This window comes from Curtobacterium sp. MCSS17_016 (assembly GCF_003234255.2).
In the GTDB taxonomy this organism is placed as follows: Bacteria; Actinomycetota; Actinomycetes; order Actinomycetales; family Microbacteriaceae; genus Curtobacterium; species Curtobacterium flaccumfaciens.
The window spans coordinates 21,737-37,548 of sequence record NZ_CP126255.1 but is presented as its reverse complement, the minus strand read 5'-3'; the positions used below and the strand labels follow the sequence as shown (position 1 = coordinate 37,548).

The window sequence follows — 15,812 nt, the reverse complement described above, 5'->3', positions numbered from 1 at the left end:
GCTTCCATGACCCTCCTCGACGACCAGGCTGCCCCAACCCTCGACGCTGCACAGCACGTCGTGAACCGGGTGCGTCGCCGGCAGAAGGCGTGGTTCGTCGCCACCCTCTCCGTCGTCGCGGCGCTCATCGCAGCGCTGCTGATGGCGGCGCTCGGCGCGAGCAACGGCACGCTGCCGGCGCTGCACTACGCACCGCAGTCAGGATTCACTTTCGGCATCTCAGAACCGAAGACCGCGCAGAAGTACGACGACGGAGAGGTGCTCCTGCCCGGCGGCGGTGCCGTCTCATGCGGCGTCGCCTACACCGAGACAGGAAAAGCCGACGGGGCTTTGTCCTGCGACTGGTCGTCGTACTCTGAGGACGACGAGGTGAACACGCTCCTGCCGAACGAGTTCATGAAGCGTCACCAGATCGTGTCCGGGAAGGACGCAGGTCAGTGGTGCATCACCGCTGCGGGGAAGGGTTCCACCGCCGGTGCGCCCGTGCTGCAGGTTGCATGCGGCGAACAGATTGACCTGTTCTAGCGGCCGACGTTGTTCCGCATTCGCGCCACATTGGCCTGATTCACAGTCAGGTTTCGGCCGTGGCTGCGGAGAGCATCTTCGTACATGTTGATGCGCTCTAGAAGCCGTTCCACGACAAGCTCTTTCGTATTCCCGAGAGCCCGGTAGCCGGGAATATCGGTAATGCCGATGACGTCATCCCGAAGGTCGTTGAGAACCTTCCGGTCACGGTTCAAACGGTCGAGCGCCTTATCAACGTCGACGCCTTTTCCGGAACCGCGCCAAATCAACTCGTAGAGCGGATCGTCCGGATGCGAACGCCCATTCTGCCACGCATCGTATGCTGCTTCTTGCGACTCGAGCTGGTTCGCTAGTCTGTGCGCTTCCCGCTCGATGTGCTCATCGTGATCAGCCATTGCCCTACCTCGAATGAGTGCCCGCCGGCGTGCCTCCGTGCGCGCCCGCTCAAGACGAGAAGCCTCGGCGCTTTCAGCGCTCGGCGTGCTCTCGTCGGAGTTGATCAACGTCAACGGGGTTTCCTCGTGCTCGGGGTGCTCTTCACTGTCTGTCGTGTCGACGTCGCCACGATACCGGAGTTATGCCAGGGACGGCCTGGAGGTAAGGATTCGGAGCCGTGTCCGATGCCCCCAGTGCGGGCTGCGCTGACGCGCGAAGTGGGGGTGCCTCGCCCCGTCCGGGGGGCTACAGGGCGCCACCCGGCGGGCGTACTGTCGTTGAGTCCTCGGGACACCACACCATGACTGCACTCACACACGCCGCTCAAATCCCCGCCCCCGTCCTGTCGAACCGCATGCGCGAAGCACGCACGCCTGAGGAAGTCTCCGACGTCTGCGGAGACATGCTGCCGCACTTCCGCGCCTGGGCGCCACGTATCGCCTCCAGCTACAGCAGCACCGCGGTTGCTGACGCGGACGACGTGGTCTCCCTCTGTGCTGAAACGACCTATCACCTGCTCACGGACAAGCGCCCGGCGACGGACGTGCACGACTGGTACCGCTACGTGTACGGCTCCTGCCGGAAGCGGGCAGCGACGCACTTCCAGTCCGCAGCAGTCACGGCGATGAGCGGTATGACGGAACTGATGCGGAACCGGCAGCGCGCAGGCGATCTCGACGGGGTCGTCGACGAGTTGCCCGGTGACTGGTCCATCGCCGAACTGCTCGAGCACGACAGCCCGGCGACCGAGATGCCGGACTTCGTGCTGTCTGAGGTCGAGGGCCGCGAGCTCGTGCAGATGGTGATCGAGGCCTGCTACGAACGCGATGAGGAACTTGGCCAGGTCGCCGACGCGTGGATCGGTGACCTCTACTCGGAACCACCCGTGGTCTCCAATGGGGCAGACATCGGCCGCGCGGTCGGCGTGACGAATGCCCGCGCGTTGACGCTCCTCGCTCGCGCGCGGCGTGTTGCTGCGGAGGTGTGCGAGGAGGAGTTCGGTCTCAGCAACGTCTTCTGACCGAAGCGCCAGGAACGCCATCAGCGGGTAACCCATGGGGTGCCCGCTGATGGCGTTTGGCGGACAGTGTTCTGCGGGTACAGAGGTGGGGGACAACACGAACCGCGAACTGAGCTGGTCGATAACGGTTCGATTACAGCCGACGATCTGGGCGTGTTTTTGTGCCCCCTACGGGGTGCGTTTGACCTCGCGCGCGCCGAAACGAATGACGGCCGCTGGTAACGTTGTAACTGCGACACAGCGCACCTGCTACCCGACCACCGCGAGGTGGAGCAGCACCGCAGCTGCAGCGGACGGACCCGTGAAAGTCCCCGCATTTCCATAGCAGAAGTCAGACGACTGTGCCGCCAACTCGCGACGAGGGACACGTCGCGCGCATTCATCAGTAGCAGGCCTACGAATGAATGTGGTTCAGCGACGGCCGGCTTGTCCGGGCGTGAATAAAGGGGAAAGCCATGAGCATGATGCTCGCCGAAGAGATGACCGCGTTCTCGACGAACGCCGGCCGCAACGCGCTGCACCTCGCATTGGAGACGGTGCGTGACATCTTCCTCGGACACCCAGTGGGGGTCTTCGCTGACCGTGCACGCGTCAGCGCGGTAGCCGTCTCCGCTCACCTGCTCGCGAGCCTCATCATCGCCGACCCCGACTCGTACATCCGAGCCGGCGCGCAGCTCACCGGATACCTCCGCGACCCCGACATCATGAGCAGCCTCGCCCACCCGATCCACCTGAACCCCACCCACCCCGTGTGGGCCATCTACAACGAGTTCATCGACAACACCATCGCCGACGAGCCCGCACAGGTCGCCGCACCCACGTACAACGACATCCCCGGGTTCACCGACGAAACCATCGTCTCCGGCATCGGTTACGCCGTAGCCAACCTGGTCCAAATGCGCATGGGGGTCACCGACGAAAGCATCGACGACTTCACCGACACGTACGGCGCACTGCTCTAACCAGACGCCGCGCACAGAAGGGATGTGACCACACCATCCCACCTCACCCAGCGCCGAACCCCCAAGGGCGTACCCGGGGCCGGCGAGTTCGCCGGAGCCAACCGACCTGACAGCGAAGCAGCGCCGCTCACCCTCGCGGCGCCGAAGCCCACCCCGCCGTCACCTGCAGCGGTCGCAGCGCTCGCACAGCGCCGCCGGCTGGCCACCGCGCCGGTGCCTCCGGAGCCGGAACCCGACTACACGGTGTCCCTCGGACGCATCCCGAAGCGCGACATCAACTACGGACGAGGCATCGACCTCGACAACTTCGCCGGCATGTACCCGGACTACGACGTCTTCACCTTCGACGAAGACGGCAACGTCGTGGACTTCGACCCCGCATCTGGAACCGAGCAGGAGCTCAGTGCCTGGAAGCGAGTCATCAGCACCGGCTACTAGACGCCTGACGGTTCGGTGGCGGCATAGCAGGTGGCATGAGCGCCACCGAACCGGAGACCTACTCGCTGCACATCGTCAGTGAACACGGCGCATCCGCATGGGCGCTCGGCCGCGGCATCACCGCGGACGACGTGGACATCGTCGCCTCCGGCACCTTCGCCGAGGAAGAGAACGACGTCATCCGCCGGCAGGTCATCAGCACGATGATCGACCACCTCGAAGCCACGGACGCCTACCGGCAGCACCGGTACATCGACGTGTCGGTCTTCGACTCCGCCGCCCGACGTCTCCTGTTGAACCTCGGTGGCCAGTTTGGCCCGATCACCATCCTCACGAAGTCGCAGATGAATCACCGCGAAGGGTGGGACCGACACGGGTGGCGACACTGTCGTGCACTGCTGTCCGCCCTTCCCGGCCACCCAAGCACGCTCGAGCCGGAGGAACGCCCTCTCGTTGAAGCGGGCACCGATGGTTCCGTCGGTTGGGGCCGCGGGAAGGGTGCCTCCTGGGCGTGGGCCCGGAACGACGGCCGGTACGGCTACGGCACGCTCCGCACCACCGACGTGCTCGTCGCGGAACTGCGCGCCATCCTCCAGCTGCTGCTCGGAGCAGAGGCGGGGGAGCGGCTCCGGATCCGAACCGACTCCCGTGGCGCCTTGACCTGCCTCACCAGGGACGTCGGAACGGAACGCAGCCGACACTCGAACGCCGTCGAGCACCTCGTCCGCAGCATCAAACAGGCCGCGGATCACATGCAGAGCGTCGAGTTCGTCTGGGTCAAAGGCCACGACGGAGACCCCCTCAACGATGCAGCAGACCGACTCGCTCGACTCGCACGGCAGACCGCAAGCGGCGTCGCCGAAGCCAGCCGCAACAGCATCGCCCGCAACATCATGAACGACGCGCTGCAGGAGCTCGTCGCAGCCTGATTCGTCGCATGTCGAGCAAGTAACGAGCCCACACCATGCAGCTCACCGACGAGGAAGCGCCATGACCCTGAGTCCAGACGGCAACGCCGACCACCACCTGCCCACCCGCCGGGAACTTCGCGCAGCAGAACGACTCCGCGAACAGGCAGCGCACGAGGCGGAAGAGGCTGCGAAGCAGCAGTTCATCGCCGAGTACGAAGCGTCACGACAGGCGGCAGGGCCCGACGACCATTACAACAGCACCTCGTTCGGGTTCGACGACGACGTTGAACCGTTCGCCCACCCCGCAGCGAACAAGGGCAGCGCCTTTTACGCCTCAGGGTCCCCGGACGGCATGTTCGACAACGCCGCCGTCCAACCCGTTCCCCTCGAGGCGGAGAAGCCGGCTCCGGTAGTGCAGACGACCGTGAACTACCTCGCCATCGGCGGCATCGCAGCTGCAGCGGCGGCCACGGCGGCCACCTTCATCCCCACGGCCAGCATCGTCGCGCTACCCCTGGGCGTCCTCGCCGTCGTCCTCGCGTTCATCGGGCTGGCGAAGCGCCGCGGCAGCGCAGCCATCCCCGCCGTCGCGCTCATCCTCGCAGTTGGAGCGGCCGGCTGGGCGGGGTGGCAGCAGTTCCACCCCAGCGACACCACGACCACAGCAACCGGTGCCGCCGCAACCACGCTGACAGTCACGAGTACCGGCGCCACCGTCTCGGTCAAGGACGTCCGGTTCGGCACGACCGCAACCACGCCCGGGGACGTCCCGGCGCCATACAGCACGTCGGGAACGGGAGACGTATCCGCCACCGCGGAACCAGCCACCAGTGGCGACACCCTGACCTGCACCATCAGCGCCCCAGGTCTCGCGCCAGTTCACCAGCAGGGGCAGCCCGGTCAACCCGTGCACTGCACCTCCCAGCCAACCGACAAGGACACCAAGTGAGCACCCTCCGCATCAAGCGCATCGGCGACCACACCCTCACCGCACCCGCCTACGCCTCCGACGGTGACGCAGGTTTGGACCTGCGTGCTGCGGAAGCAGTCACCATCTGGCCCGGGGAGCGGCGCCTGGTCAGCACAGGGTTCGCCTTCGCGATCCCCGCCGGCCATGTCGGCCTTGTGCACCCCCGGTCGGGACTCGCCGCGAAGCAGGGCGTGACCGTGCTGAACACTCCCGGCACCATCGACTCCGGGTACCGCGGGGAGGTGAAGGTACTGCTGCTGAACACCAGCAACCAGCCCTTCATCGCCGCAGCAGGCGACCGCATCGCACAGCTCGTCATCCAGGAGTACGTGACCGTCACCATCGAAGAAGCCGACGAGCTCGACACCACCTCCCGCGGTGCAGGTGGGTTCGGTTCCACGGGAGTGTCGTGATGAACGACCCATTCGCCTCCGGCACACCCTGGGACGACGGGGAGCCCATCGCCGGTGACTTCACCGCAGAACCCGTCCGCAAGGCCGAGCTGTCCGCCCCCATCTTCCAGGGCAAGGGTCAGCGCGCTGTGAAGATGAAGCAGCCGAAGCAGGCCAAGCCGAAACGGGACCCTGACGACATCCTTGGCGAACGCACTTCACGCATCATCTGGCAGGTCCTCCGCGTGCAGCGGACGGTGACGGTGACGCTGTTCATCGTCGCCGTCGGGCTGTTCACCTACTCGTTCGCGGTCGGGTCGAACGGAGCACCAGTCACCTGGCCGGTTCCGAAACCGCTCCTGCACGCCCTCGGGTTCTCCGTGCCACCGCAGTCGATCACCCCGGTCCTCGCAGCGTTCCTCGCGGTCGTCTCCGCGTGGATGATCGGAGGCATCGTCGGCGTCGTCGTCGCTCGACCGCACGGGAAGTTCCATCGGTTCACCGTCCGCGCGCTCATCTTCGCCGGCGTCGCCGTCGCCCTCGACCTCATCCTGGGCGGTGTGCTGAGCCACACCTTCGAGGGGTTGGTCACCTCCGCCGCGACGCACCTACCGGAGAAGTGGACCTGGCTGGTGGACCCATCCGCCGCGCTGCCCGGTCCCGGAGGTGCGCCAAATACGCCCACACCGACACCATCGGCGCACACAACGTAGCGGGTGCGGCGAACACGCCGCACACATGACGCGTGGAGAGCCGCAACCCGGTTCACCACCACCACACCAAGGAGAACCACATGCTGCCCACCTTCCTTCTCAGCGGCCCAGTCATGGGTGGCTTCGTCGTGGGCAGCGTCGCGGTCGTGGGCGCTGCAGCCGTCAAGGTGTGGCAGGACCGCGACCTGGTCCGCCCGCGGCTCGCCGCCAGCATGGAGACCCGTCGCCGCGCGTCCGAGCAGCGGAAGCACCTCAACCAGGCATCCGCAGGCATGCTCCGCAACAAGGACCTCGGAACCGGCGACAACGGCGGCCAGTTCGCCAAGCGGCGTCACTCCGCCGACGAGGTCACGAGCCTCTAGCCCGTCCCCTTCCCAAACAAGGCCCGCTGCATCTCCCTGCAGCGGGCCTTGTCCGCGCATAGAGCCAGGGCGAACCCGCAACCCATCTAAGGAACGGACCCCACGTGCTCATCAACCAGGTTGAACACCTCGGCGTCTTCGACACCGAGACCACCGGTGTCGACGTCGAGAACGACCGCATCGTCACCGCGTACATCGGCGTCATGGACCGGAGCGGCGCCCTCATCGAGAAGTTCGAGTGGCTCATCGACCCGGGCATCCCCATCCCAGAGGGTGCCGCAGCGGTCCACGGCGTCACCACCGAGAAGGCGCAGGCCGACGGAGTACCCGCGCTCGCTGGCGTCACCGGCATCGTCACCAAGCTCCGCGAACTCGTCGGACGCGGCGTCCCCATCGTCGCGTTCAACGGCCGCTACGACATGACCATCACCGACCGCGAAGCCCGCCGTCACGGCATCGAGCCGCTGCTGCACTTCCACCTCATCGACCCGTTCGTCATCGACAAGCAGCAGGACCCCTACCGGAAGGGCAAGCGCAAGCTCACCGACGTCGCCCGCCACTACGGCTACGAGCTCGAGAACGCGCACACCGCCGATGCCGACGCCATCATGGCCGGCCTCGTCGCCTGGAAGCTCATCGACGACACTGCCACCAAGGCTGGCCTGACCACCCTCGACCAGCTCCACGCCGCCCAGATCGCCTGGGCCCGGGAGCAGGCGACCGGGCTGGAGTCCTACTTCCGTCGCGTCGGCAAGCTCAACGACGACGGCACCCCCATCGTCATCGAGAAGGAGTGGCCGGTCGTCTTCGTCCCCAACGAGGTCGTCGACGAGGAACTCGTCTTCGTCTGAGCCTCCGCGGATAGAGGCAACACCACCAACCGCCGGCGAAAGGGCGAACCGATGAGCACGCACGCGTACGAAGCCGAGATCGAGATCCCGGGGCCCAACGACCTCGAGGAGTTCATCGAGGCGCTGCGTCAGTACGGGCACCCCCGTCTCATCGTCCGCATCCGCGCCGACAACAAGGCGGAGGCGGCGAGCCTGCTCGCAGAGAGCTCCACCTCCGCAGGTATGCCCGGCCTCGACTACGGACAGGAGCAGTGGCACGAGCGTCTGACCCGCATCGGGTCCGCTGACGCCCGACGCCGCGCGGGAAACTCCATCGGAGGCGACCAGGAACGGTAGCCACCGTTTCCGCCGCATCAGCAGATGACGGACCCCGTGCGGGCCGCTCGGAGAAGCAACACCGCTTCCCCGAGCGGCCCGCACACATCCCAGACACCGGGGCAACAGCGCCCACCCACCCCACCAGGAGCACCCATGAGCCAGCACGAAGCCCGCGTCCCGCGGTTCACTCGCGCGACCCTCACGAGCGCCGACGGCATCACCGCAGCCCAGAACGTCCAGACGATCACCATCGAACAGGACGGCGCGTACTTCCAGATCATCGCCGGTAACGGCGGCTTCGAGATCCGGCAGGCCGACACCAACGAGACGACCGGCCTGGCCCTGCTGCCGTCCGGCGGCAAAAGCGTCGTCGTCGAAACACGCTGGAACGGCACCTACGCCAAGGCCCGCCGACTCGAAGGCATCCGCGACCACCGACTCGTGTGCGACGACTGCGGCGCCGAGCTCGCCTGGCACGCCGACGCCCTCATTCACGCCGGAACGCAGTCGGAGTACTCCGTCTACCCCCTCCCGCACATCGCCACCGCACCCTCACCCACCGCAGACCACCCGCCGATACCCGCCGTGTAGGACACGGCACCTTCCAGGAAGGAACCCCGCCCATGATGCGTCCAGTCGTCGTACTGAATGCCTCCTACGAGCCGCTGACCACAGTCAGCCTCAATCGGGCGGTGCTGTTCCTCGTCAAGGAACGCGCAGTCGTCGTCGAGGCCGTCGAAGGGGCCACCATCCGGTCCGTCGACCGAGAGATCCCGCTGCCAAAGGTCGTCCGGCTCGTCAAGTACGTCCGGGTGTCCTACATGCACCGGCCGCGCGCCTGGTCGCGACGCGGTGTGCTCGAGCGAGACGCCGCCCTCGGCTGCATCTACTGCGGCTCGAAGAAGGACCCGACGGTCGAGCACATCCAACCGATCTCCCGCGGAGGAGACCCACGCGGATGGATGAACACTGCGGTGGCGTGTAATATGTGTAACAACAGAAAGGGTCACCAAACCCTTGCGGAGTGGGGCAGGCCGCTGCGGTACAAGCCGCGCGTCGTGACCGAACGAGACACCCTCGTCCTCGCTGTCGCGAAGGCTGGTGTCGACCCGGTCGCGTACGGGCTCGCCTGATCCGCCGGACGCAGCGCCAGCAGCCAATTGGCGCTGCGTCCACCGGATCGGCGATAGTCGACGCATGGGGGAACACACGGGGTTCGACTACGCGTACGCGCGATTCCGGCAACGCCTGATGACCAGACCCACCCGGGACAAGCTCGGCATCACGATGACGCAAACGGAAGCTCTCGCCGTTCTCGCCGACGAAGACACGCTTCGAGGGCTGTACAACACCTGGGCTGCTCAGCAAACCACAGGGTGACCGCGGACGTCGGTTTCCGCCGCATGACCTTCGTCATGCCGTTGTTCAAGAGCCGCAAGGCCGACACCCCGACGTTCGACCTCGGTCCCGAAGCCGACCACATCAAGCATCTCGTTCAGACGTTCGACCAGCTGCCCGACTTCCAGGTGGACTCCCTCGCCGCGCAGACCCTCGACGCTGAACGCGCGACAGTCATCGACCAGGCCGACACCAACCTGCCGTACGCCGACGCAGTCCGCGACTACGCCGGCACCACCGGCGACGCCCTCTGGCGCGCGCGCGACGCCGCCGAAGATGCCGGCCGCGTCCACACGTTCACCCGCCTTCCCGAACGGTTCGCCAGCAACCCGAAGGCACTCACCGCAGCAGCTCTCGCCGCCCGCGGCCTGTTCACTCGACCCCTCATCGGCACAGCCGGCTACACGCAAGACGACTACGACACGCTCACCGGACCGTGGCGGCGCGTCATCGGCAGCATCCACCCCGACGACGCCGAAGCCCCAACGACGCCCGCGCACCTCACCCGGGTCTGGGAGCACGTGTAGAACCGCCGCGCACATGGACGATGTGAACGACATCATCCGCAACCAAGACCTCGGCATCCCCGGCAACGGCGGCGAGTTCGCCGGCCACAAGAAGACCGAAGCTGACGCATCCGTCACACTCACGGGCAGCGGCACCAGCGGCGTCCGCGTCGGTCCGTACACCGTTGAGACCAGCTCGCTTGAGCCGCTCCCGGAGTGGCCGGAAGGGATCGTACGGCCGGACGTCGTCCCGCAGTACAGCGACTCCGACGGACAGATCTCCGTCGCCGCGATGATCGGCCCGGTGTGGGTGAACACACTCGAGCTCGACGGAGACGTGTACCTCGACGACTTCGACGAGGCGGGGGCACCGGACACGTGGACGGACGAGGACAAGGCGCAGATCACCGCCTATGTGACTGCGTCGCACCAGCGCGCCAAACAGGTTCTCGGTCAGGTCGAGTACCAGGCTACGCACAACGAGGCCTTCAGCCCCGCCCTTCGCGCCCTCGTCAACGACGAGCCTGTGCCCGCCACACCTCACGGTGCGCTCGCACAAGAAGACATCGAACAAGCGACACGTCTCCTCGACGACCTCCGCTCCGCGGTCGACCAGTGGAACGAGGACACCAACGAGGGGATGAACGATGACCGCCGTGCGTACGAGCAGCGTGAAGACGCCCAGCTCGCATTCGCTGATGGGGCCGAGGCGCTCCTGAATCGGCTCCTCGGCCGCTGACACCACCTGAACGCGCACCCGGACGTGGGTTCGGGTGCGCGTTTGCTTCCCCGGAAGGCCCCGCACACATGCCAGGCATGACAGACATCCTGCGCAACAAGGACCGCGGCATCCCCGGCAACGGCGGCCAGTTCGCCGGCAGCACCCACGCCGCAGCGAACAACGTCACCCTGCTCGCGTCAACCGCCAGCGGCGGCCGCGACGCGAACCCGAGCCCCTACGACGTGTTCCGGGACGACGCCCCATGGGTGCACCCCACCAACTCGTGGGAGCGGTACGACCGGCAGAAGAACGGCGCCGTCTGGGCACCGCGCATCTGGGAGTCGCTCGAGTCCGCGGACACAGCCGGCGACCTCGGCGACACGTTCCGCGTCGACCCGCACAACGGCGTCGTGCAGCGTGTCCACGAGACCCGCATCACCTCCGACTACGTCACCTCTGAGAACGGCAGCATCGACTGGCCGAAGGACACCGACTACCGGCGGGAGTTCAGCCCCGCCGAGAACCTCTATAGCGCCAACTGGGAGCACTTCCTCGGTGACCTGGTCAGCGACCTCGAACCAGGCGACACGCTCCTCATCGAGACGCAACCCGTTCAGGAGGACTTCCCGCGCGACGAAGACGGCAACCCCATCGCTGACTGCACCTGCGAGACGGAGCAGCACAGCCACGACAACGACGACTGCGACGGCACCCTCACCGACGACCTTGTCGGCTGGGCGATGATGGCTCGCATCGAACGCGGTGCCGCAACCCAGCAGCGCGCCGCGTGAGCTCCCCGCGCACATGACAGCCATGAGCATCAACGGACCAGCGCACAAGGGTCAGGTCGGTGAACCCGGCCACGGCGGCCACTTCGCCCACGCACGTCACGACGACACGGACGTGCTCCTCGCCTTCGCCGAGCAGGACAAGTGGGGTCAGGTGAACATCGACGTCGGCAGCCGCACGCCCTGGGGTGCGGCAGACTCTGCAGAGCATGTTGCGCCGGGCTTGGTGATCGTGGGCACCGGCAGCCACGGCGGCGTCAAGCTCTCCCCGGAACGCAACGCCGCCATCCCGGCGCCGCTGCGGAACCGATCCGGCTGGTACAACGAGGACGGGGAACGGTACATCCCCGAGGCGTTCCACGCGGACGCCTACACGAAGGTCCGCTGGGGAACCGGGCAGACCCGGACCGCAGAGGACATCCGCACCAACGCACTCGAGTACCTCCGCGACCAGTACCCAGACCAGTACGAGAAGGCGACCGGAGAGAGCATCCTCCCCGGCCAGTCGGTCGAGCGTGACAAGCAGCTGTGGAAGCAGGCGCACGAGAACGACTTCGTCTTCGCCGGCTCCGCAACCGCTGAGACAGAACCAGACCACGTCGTCGTCAAGGGACGGGTCGCCGCGACCGGCGAGACCGGCGAGTTCCTCGTCCCACGCAGCGAGTACAACACCGTCATCGACCGCAGCAAGTTCATCATCGACCCGACGAAGTATCGGCAGCTGCCGCCAAAGCAGGACGAGACTCCGAAGGGTCCGGTTCTCAACACGTACGACCTCTCTGGGCTCGCCTCAGCACCGCTGACGTCGCCGGCGCGGTCTGCGCTCGAGAAGGACCTCCGCCAGCGGTGGCGGGATGCGGACGGGAACGTCCGCACCCTGCGCGAGATCATCGAGCGCGACGGTGTCACGGAGCGGACCGTCATCCAGGAAGGCGGCAAGCGCGGCTACGGCCTGTCACAGGGTTCGTCGTTCCTCCGTGTGTCCGCGGCGACGTGGAAGGCGCTGGACATGATCCCCGACGGCCGCAGCGAATCGTCGAAGGCGTACGAGAAGGTGTCCTCCCTCGACGCCCGCATCGAGAAGGCTGCTTTCCAGGACCGGCAGGCGCTGCGAGACAAGCGGGCCGCCGCGTACGAGGAGTACTCCGCCCTCCGCGAGACCGAGCTCGCAGAAGAGCGACCCCGCTGGGAAGCAGCCGCCGAGCAGAAGAAGGCGGCACAAGCAGCTCGGGAGCGCGCCGCGACCATCCGGCCCTGACACCCCCCTTTCCCGAAACGGCTCGACACCATCTCGGTGTCGAGCCGTTTCGCTGATCCGTCCCGTCCGCGCATAGGGCAGATATGACCCTCCTGCTGCCCGCCGGACCGGCACCGACCCCCACCGCGCTGGACCCCATCACGCACCGCGCGGCGACCCTCACCGACCAGGACGTCCAAGCGCTCGCCGCAGCACAGGCCGAGGTTGATGTCATCGACCGGTTCGGTGCGCTGAACGCCGCCGCGGACGCGGACACCATCGACCTGGAATGGTCCGTCAACGCCGCGTTCAACCTCCGGCCGACCGTTGGACAGACCAGCCCCGCCCAGGACCGACTGGCGTTCGAAGCGCTCCGCGACGCGGCGATGGCCTACGCCATGCCGTCGCTCGCGCCGCAGCATCACGTGACCCTGACCTCCGCGTGGGTGACCTCGGTCCGCTGACCCGCTCGGACCGGCATAGACCGTACATGACCGACACCTCGCCCGCAGCCGTCCTGGACTGGCGAACCGACCCGAACCGGAAGTGCCTGCACTGCGGCGCCACTCGCCGGGACACCATCCGACGTCGCGACGAACCGGCCTGCGGCACCACCGACCCGCACACCGGTGAGCTCGATGCGGAGTTCCCCCGTCACCGGTTCAAGCCGTGGACGGAGAATGAGCTCGCAGCCCACCGTCAGCAAGAGCACCACATCGCGCAGCAGATGGGCGACATGGCCGCCTGGTGGGACCGTGAAGGGCGGCACGCCGTTGCCTGAGCCACGCTTCGACCTAGGCGACCGGGTCACGTTCACGGAAGAGTACGTCCGCGCCCGCACGTTCATCGAACCGGGGGCAGACACCCCGTGGTGGCGGTCGCATCAGGCCCAGAAGACCTGGGAGCGACGTCCCGCCCGGCCGTACCAGACCCCATCATCACGGTCAGGTGTCATCGTCGGGGCACGCACCATCTACGACGGCGTCGCCCAGTACGGGCTCGAGGACAACCCGACGACCTTCACCCGCGCCGGCAGCCACCAGGCCTACGTCGTCGCGACCTCCCTCCGCGGCCGCCACACGCTCGTTCCGTTCGACGCCGTCGCCGCATTGGACGAAGCATGACCCAGGAGACGTTCCACATTGCCGGCGAACACGCTGCAGACCGGCTCATGCGCCAGCAAGCGCTGACCTCGCAGGTGTACCTCGGAGGCGACCAGCCGCCGACACCCCGACAGGTCGCCGCGGTCCTCCATGCACTCAGCGACCACACGCACCTGACGCACCTGCTCTCAGACGACGTCGCGGCGCTCGCCGCCGACCGCGACGGCCGCAGCCAGCAGGCGGACGGCGCCGGCCGGTACCTCCAGGGCATCGCCGACCACCTCCGAGGCGTCCCGGCCCGCTCACGCCCGGCTGTCCGCCAAGCACCGCAACAGCGTTGGCCGCTCGGCACCGCGTCCTAAGTCGCCGGAGAGACGGAACGCGCACTCTTCGACGGTATCCGCGCATACCCCCTGCATGAGTGACACGACCTTCGACCACGCAGTGAACGCATGCACAGCGCATGCCACCCGTGAGGGTCACCTGCGTGTACCGGTCGCCCACACTGAAGCCGGGGTTCAACTGAATGCCTGGATCCGCTCCCGCCGCCGCGAGTACCGGAAGGGCGCCATCCGAGCGGACCGACGTGCCGCTCTCGAGGCGATACCGCACTGGTCGTGGGATGCGCCGCGACGGCAGGCCTCGCCAAACCCGACGCAACCGTTCCGTCGCGGAGTCGTTGCTGTCCGCCTCCACGTGCAACAGGGCGGACCCCTCATCGATGTGCCTCCCGCCGCAACCGTTAACGGCGTCAACATCAGCCGCTGGGTCGCGAGGCATCGAGCTCTGCAGCGGAAAGGGCTCCTCGGAGCGAAGCACCTTGACGCGCTCGCCACGATTCCCGGCTGGGGTGCCGGCGAGACGAGCAGCGACCTACGGTGGGAACGGGGGATGCAGCACCTTCGCGTGTACGCGGCCGAGAAGGGTCACACGCGGGTGCTGAACCGTGAAGCGGCCGACGACGGCTTCCTCATCGGCCGGTTCGTCTCCGAGGCTCGTGGGGCGCACCGGAAGGGAATCCTCCCGGAAGGGCGGGTTGCGGCGCTGGAGGCGCTCCCGGGGTGGGAGTGGACGCCGAAGCGCGGACGTCCTACGGTCCCGCCGCGGTGACCTTCGCCGCATGCCCTGAGTCAGAAGGACGCGTCGCGCCCTCCTGAGCAGGAAGGTGCTCGGATGCACCGCAGCCGCGCAAGCTCGTTGGTGGCACTACGAGCAGACCTCCGCCGTCGGTTTCCGACAGTGGTCGTGCACCTTCGGCAGCAGCGGACGGGTGTGGAAGTGCAACTCCTCTCCGTGCCGGCGCATGAACGAGGGCGCGGCGTTGGTTCGCGGGTGCTGGAACGCATCTGCAAGTGGGCGGATAGCAGCGGGGTGCTGCTGTCGCTGACTCCGGACGGGGCGTTCGGGATGGATGTGCGACAACTCACCCGGTGGTACGGGCGCTTCGGCTTCTGCCGTTCCTCTGGGCGCCGGGAGCTCTGCCGCAACCCCAGCACGTGGGCCTCTGTGGCGGCGTAGCCGCGCACAAATGATGTGGGGTACGAATGCCCTGGCGTTGCCCAGGTTCACCGGCATTCTCAGTGATCGCAGAGTTTCGGCGGGATCCGCACATAGACCTCTCGTACCACCTCGCTACACCCCACACCCCGCCCCGCACGAAAGTTCCAACTGTGACCATCACGGCCCCTCGCCCCGCCTTCACCATCGCCCCCGACTTCACGTCGGAAAACGGCGTCGTCGCCCAGGGCGTCCCGACGATCGGTGCGGGGGAGAGCAGGGCCTTGACGCTCGTCTTCCCGTCGGGGCAGGCCGGAGCGGAAGGCGCGCGAGTGCGCGTGCGCAGCATGCTCATGACAGATGCAAGGAAGGCGTTCCTTGCCGCACGTGGCGACTTCATGCGGTTGACGAACACGGGAACCTCGGCCGAGTACCTGCGTGCGAAGGCTGCGATGGAGCGTCGGGCGCTGGAGCTCAAGAAGGCGCTCGCACGCACCCTCGACTCGTACGGTGTTGCTCTGGACGAGACGAACACTCCCTACGTCGTCGCGTCGCGGTACCCGGCACTGCTCGAGCAGCACACAGTCGCCGCGACGCGTCCGAGCACCCGACCTGTGCTCGGCATCGTCGAGCGACCTACCGCGATGGCGGCAGCAGCCTGACG

The 15,812-nt window shown here is 67.1% G+C and carries 25 protein-coding genes; 24 read left to right on the top strand and 1 reads right to left on the bottom strand.

Translation table 11 applies throughout. The features are described 5' to 3' along the window. Positions 1–6 precede the first annotated feature (6 nt). The gene (locus DEJ19_RS18335) at positions 7–525 is read left to right on the top strand and encodes a hypothetical protein (RefSeq protein ID WP_111232332.1); all 519 of its coding nucleotides are present in this window, start codon (positions 7–9) and stop codon (positions 523–525) included. Here DEJ19_RS18335 and DEJ19_RS18330 read toward each other — a convergent pair. Beyond that, positions 522–1,034 (bottom strand): hypothetical protein, encoded by a 513-nt coding sequence (locus DEJ19_RS18330; protein WP_146250579.1) that lies wholly within the window; start codon positions 1,032–1,034, stop codon positions 522–524. The genes DEJ19_RS18335 and DEJ19_RS18330 overlap by 4 nt on opposite strands. 104 nt (positions 1,035–1,138) lie before the next feature. Here DEJ19_RS18330 and DEJ19_RS18325 point away from each other — a divergent pair, with 104 nt between their 5' ends. From DEJ19_RS18325 to DEJ19_RS18215, 23 genes are all read left to right on the top strand, one after another. After that, entirely contained in the window at positions 1,139–1,981 is an 843-nt protein-coding gene (locus DEJ19_RS18325) for a hypothetical protein (protein WP_146250580.1), read from the top strand. 455 nt (positions 1,982–2,436) lie between these two features. Then, positions 2,437–2,943 (top strand): hypothetical protein, encoded by a 507-nt coding sequence (locus tag DEJ19_RS18320; RefSeq protein ID WP_111232334.1) that lies wholly within the window; start codon positions 2,437–2,439, stop codon positions 2,941–2,943. Between the two features lie 24 nt (positions 2,944–2,967). After that, positions 2,968–3,381 (top strand): hypothetical protein, encoded by a 414-nt coding sequence (locus DEJ19_RS18315; protein ID WP_111232335.1) that lies wholly within the window; start codon positions 2,968–2,970, stop codon positions 3,379–3,381. 35 nt (positions 3,382–3,416) lie between these two features. Next, positions 3,417–4,310 carry a ribonuclease HI gene (locus DEJ19_RS18310; RefSeq protein WP_111232336.1) on the top strand — a complete coding sequence of 298 codons (894 nt, stop codon included), beginning with the start codon at positions 3,417–3,419 and terminating at the stop codon, positions 4,308–4,310. A gap of 61 nt (positions 4,311–4,371) precedes the next feature. Then, positions 4,372–5,241, top strand: a complete 870-nt coding sequence (locus DEJ19_RS18305) for a hypothetical protein (RefSeq protein WP_111232337.1) — start codon at positions 4,372–4,374, stop codon at positions 5,239–5,241. Beyond that, positions 5,205–5,675 carry a dUTP diphosphatase gene (dut, locus tag DEJ19_RS18300; RefSeq protein ID WP_502869802.1) on the top strand — a complete coding sequence of 157 codons (471 nt, stop codon included), beginning with the start codon at positions 5,205–5,207 and terminating at the stop codon, positions 5,673–5,675. The genes DEJ19_RS18305 and dut overlap by 37 nt, the downstream gene beginning before the upstream one ends. Next, a complete protein-coding gene (locus DEJ19_RS18295; RefSeq protein ID WP_111232339.1) occupies positions 5,675–6,367 on the top strand; it encodes a hypothetical protein in 693 nt (230 codons plus the stop codon). Before dut ends, DEJ19_RS18295 begins: the two co-directional genes overlap by 1 nt. A gap of 80 nt (positions 6,368–6,447) precedes the next feature. After that, the gene (locus DEJ19_RS18290; protein WP_146250581.1) at positions 6,448–6,729 is read left to right on the top strand and encodes a hypothetical protein; all 282 of its coding nucleotides are present in this window, start codon (positions 6,448–6,450) and stop codon (positions 6,727–6,729) included. Positions 6,730–6,833: 104 nt separating this feature from the next. Continuing rightward, entirely contained in the window at positions 6,834–7,580 is a 747-nt protein-coding gene (locus DEJ19_RS18285) for an exonuclease domain-containing protein (protein WP_111232341.1), read from the top strand. 51 nt (positions 7,581–7,631) lie between these two features. Beyond that, positions 7,632–7,916, top strand: coding sequence for a hypothetical protein (locus DEJ19_RS18280; RefSeq protein ID WP_111232342.1), 285 nt, complete (start codon positions 7,632–7,634; stop codon positions 7,914–7,916). Between the two features lie 135 nt (positions 7,917–8,051). Then, positions 8,052–8,489: a hypothetical protein gene (locus DEJ19_RS18275; RefSeq protein WP_111232343.1), complete on the top strand. Its 438-nt coding sequence runs from the start codon at positions 8,052–8,054 to the stop codon at positions 8,487–8,489. A 32-nt stretch (positions 8,490–8,521) separates the two neighbouring features. After that, positions 8,522–9,031 carry an HNH endonuclease gene (locus DEJ19_RS18270; protein ID WP_111232344.1) on the top strand — a complete coding sequence of 170 codons (510 nt, stop codon included), beginning with the start codon at positions 8,522–8,524 and terminating at the stop codon, positions 9,029–9,031. 64 nt (positions 9,032–9,095) lie between these two features. Then, the gene (locus DEJ19_RS18265; protein WP_111232345.1) at positions 9,096–9,278 is read left to right on the top strand and encodes a hypothetical protein; all 183 of its coding nucleotides are present in this window, start codon (positions 9,096–9,098) and stop codon (positions 9,276–9,278) included. Positions 9,279–9,301: 23 nt separating this feature from the next. Beyond that, a complete protein-coding gene (locus DEJ19_RS18260; RefSeq protein WP_146250582.1) occupies positions 9,302–9,823 on the top strand; it encodes a hypothetical protein in 522 nt (173 codons plus the stop codon). Between the two features lie 13 nt (positions 9,824–9,836). Next, the gene (locus tag DEJ19_RS18255; protein ID WP_111232347.1) at positions 9,837–10,541 is read left to right on the top strand and encodes a hypothetical protein; all 705 of its coding nucleotides are present in this window, start codon (positions 9,837–9,839) and stop codon (positions 10,539–10,541) included. 77 nt (positions 10,542–10,618) lie between these two features. After that, the gene (locus tag DEJ19_RS18250; protein WP_111232348.1) at positions 10,619–11,314 is read left to right on the top strand and encodes a hypothetical protein; all 696 of its coding nucleotides are present in this window, start codon (positions 10,619–10,621) and stop codon (positions 11,312–11,314) included. 22 nt (positions 11,315–11,336) lie between these two features. Further along, positions 11,337–12,569: a DUF7007 domain-containing protein gene (locus tag DEJ19_RS18245; RefSeq protein WP_111232349.1), complete on the top strand. Its 1,233-nt coding sequence runs from the start codon at positions 11,337–11,339 to the stop codon at positions 12,567–12,569. 83 nt (positions 12,570–12,652) lie between these two features. Further along, positions 12,653–13,012, top strand: coding sequence for a hypothetical protein (locus tag DEJ19_RS18240; RefSeq protein WP_111232350.1), 360 nt, complete (start codon positions 12,653–12,655; stop codon positions 13,010–13,012). 26 nt (positions 13,013–13,038) lie between these two features. Continuing rightward, complete coding sequence (locus DEJ19_RS18235; RefSeq protein WP_111232351.1) at positions 13,039–13,329, top strand: hypothetical protein; 291 nt, start codon at positions 13,039–13,041, stop codon at positions 13,327–13,329. Beyond that, on the top strand, positions 13,322–13,672 hold the full coding sequence (locus tag DEJ19_RS18230) for a hypothetical protein (RefSeq protein ID WP_146250583.1): 351 nt from the start codon (positions 13,322–13,324) through the stop codon (positions 13,670–13,672). The genes DEJ19_RS18235 and DEJ19_RS18230 overlap by 8 nt, the downstream gene beginning before the upstream one ends. Then, the gene (locus tag DEJ19_RS18225; protein WP_111232353.1) at positions 13,669–14,013 is read left to right on the top strand and encodes a hypothetical protein; all 345 of its coding nucleotides are present in this window, start codon (positions 13,669–13,671) and stop codon (positions 14,011–14,013) included. The genes DEJ19_RS18230 and DEJ19_RS18225 overlap by 4 nt, the downstream gene beginning before the upstream one ends. Positions 14,014–14,068: 55 nt before the next feature. Then, a complete protein-coding gene (locus tag DEJ19_RS18220) occupies positions 14,069–14,761 on the top strand; it encodes a helicase associated domain-containing protein (protein WP_111232354.1) in 693 nt (230 codons plus the stop codon). Positions 14,762–15,321: 560 nt separating this feature from the next. Further along, complete coding sequence (locus DEJ19_RS18215) at positions 15,322–15,810, top strand: hypothetical protein (RefSeq protein ID WP_111232356.1); 489 nt, start codon at positions 15,322–15,324, stop codon at positions 15,808–15,810. Positions 15,811–15,812 lie beyond the last annotated feature (2 nt).

Coding starts and splice junctions, on each gene's coding strand:
- DEJ19_RS18335 (WP_111232332.1), top strand. CDS start 7: ATGACCCTCCTCGACGACCAGGCTGCCCCAACCCTCGACGCTGCACAG.
- DEJ19_RS18320 (WP_111232334.1), top strand. CDS start 2,437: ATGAGCATGATGCTCGCCGAAGAGATGACCGCGTTCTCGACGAACGCC.
- DEJ19_RS18310 (WP_111232336.1), top strand. CDS start 3,417: ATGAGCGCCACCGAACCGGAGACCTACTCGCTGCACATCGTCAGTGAA.
- DEJ19_RS18305 (WP_111232337.1), top strand. CDS start 4,372: ATGACCCTGAGTCCAGACGGCAACGCCGACCACCACCTGCCCACCCGC.
- DEJ19_RS18295 (WP_111232339.1), top strand. CDS start 5,675: ATGAACGACCCATTCGCCTCCGGCACACCCTGGGACGACGGGGAGCCC.
- DEJ19_RS18290 (WP_146250581.1), top strand. CDS start 6,448: ATGCTGCCCACCTTCCTTCTCAGCGGCCCAGTCATGGGTGGCTTCGTC.
- DEJ19_RS18280 (WP_111232342.1), top strand. CDS start 7,632: ATGAGCACGCACGCGTACGAAGCCGAGATCGAGATCCCGGGGCCCAAC.
- DEJ19_RS18275 (WP_111232343.1), top strand. CDS start 8,052: ATGAGCCAGCACGAAGCCCGCGTCCCGCGGTTCACTCGCGCGACCCTC.
- DEJ19_RS18270 (WP_111232344.1), top strand. CDS start 8,522: ATGATGCGTCCAGTCGTCGTACTGAATGCCTCCTACGAGCCGCTGACC.
- DEJ19_RS18265 (WP_111232345.1), top strand. CDS start 9,096: ATGGGGGAACACACGGGGTTCGACTACGCGTACGCGCGATTCCGGCAA.
- DEJ19_RS18260 (WP_146250582.1), top strand. CDS start 9,302: ATGACCTTCGTCATGCCGTTGTTCAAGAGCCGCAAGGCCGACACCCCG.
- DEJ19_RS18255 (WP_111232347.1), top strand. CDS start 9,837: ATGGACGATGTGAACGACATCATCCGCAACCAAGACCTCGGCATCCCC.
- DEJ19_RS18250 (WP_111232348.1), top strand. CDS start 10,619: ATGACAGACATCCTGCGCAACAAGGACCGCGGCATCCCCGGCAACGGC.
- DEJ19_RS18245 (WP_111232349.1), top strand. CDS start 11,337: ATGAGCATCAACGGACCAGCGCACAAGGGTCAGGTCGGTGAACCCGGC.
- DEJ19_RS18240 (WP_111232350.1), top strand. CDS start 12,653: ATGACCCTCCTGCTGCCCGCCGGACCGGCACCGACCCCCACCGCGCTG.
- DEJ19_RS18235 (WP_111232351.1), top strand. CDS start 13,039: ATGACCGACACCTCGCCCGCAGCCGTCCTGGACTGGCGAACCGACCCG.
- DEJ19_RS18225 (WP_111232353.1), top strand. CDS start 13,669: ATGACCCAGGAGACGTTCCACATTGCCGGCGAACACGCTGCAGACCGG.
- DEJ19_RS18220 (WP_111232354.1), top strand. CDS start 14,069: ATGAGTGACACGACCTTCGACCACGCAGTGAACGCATGCACAGCGCAT.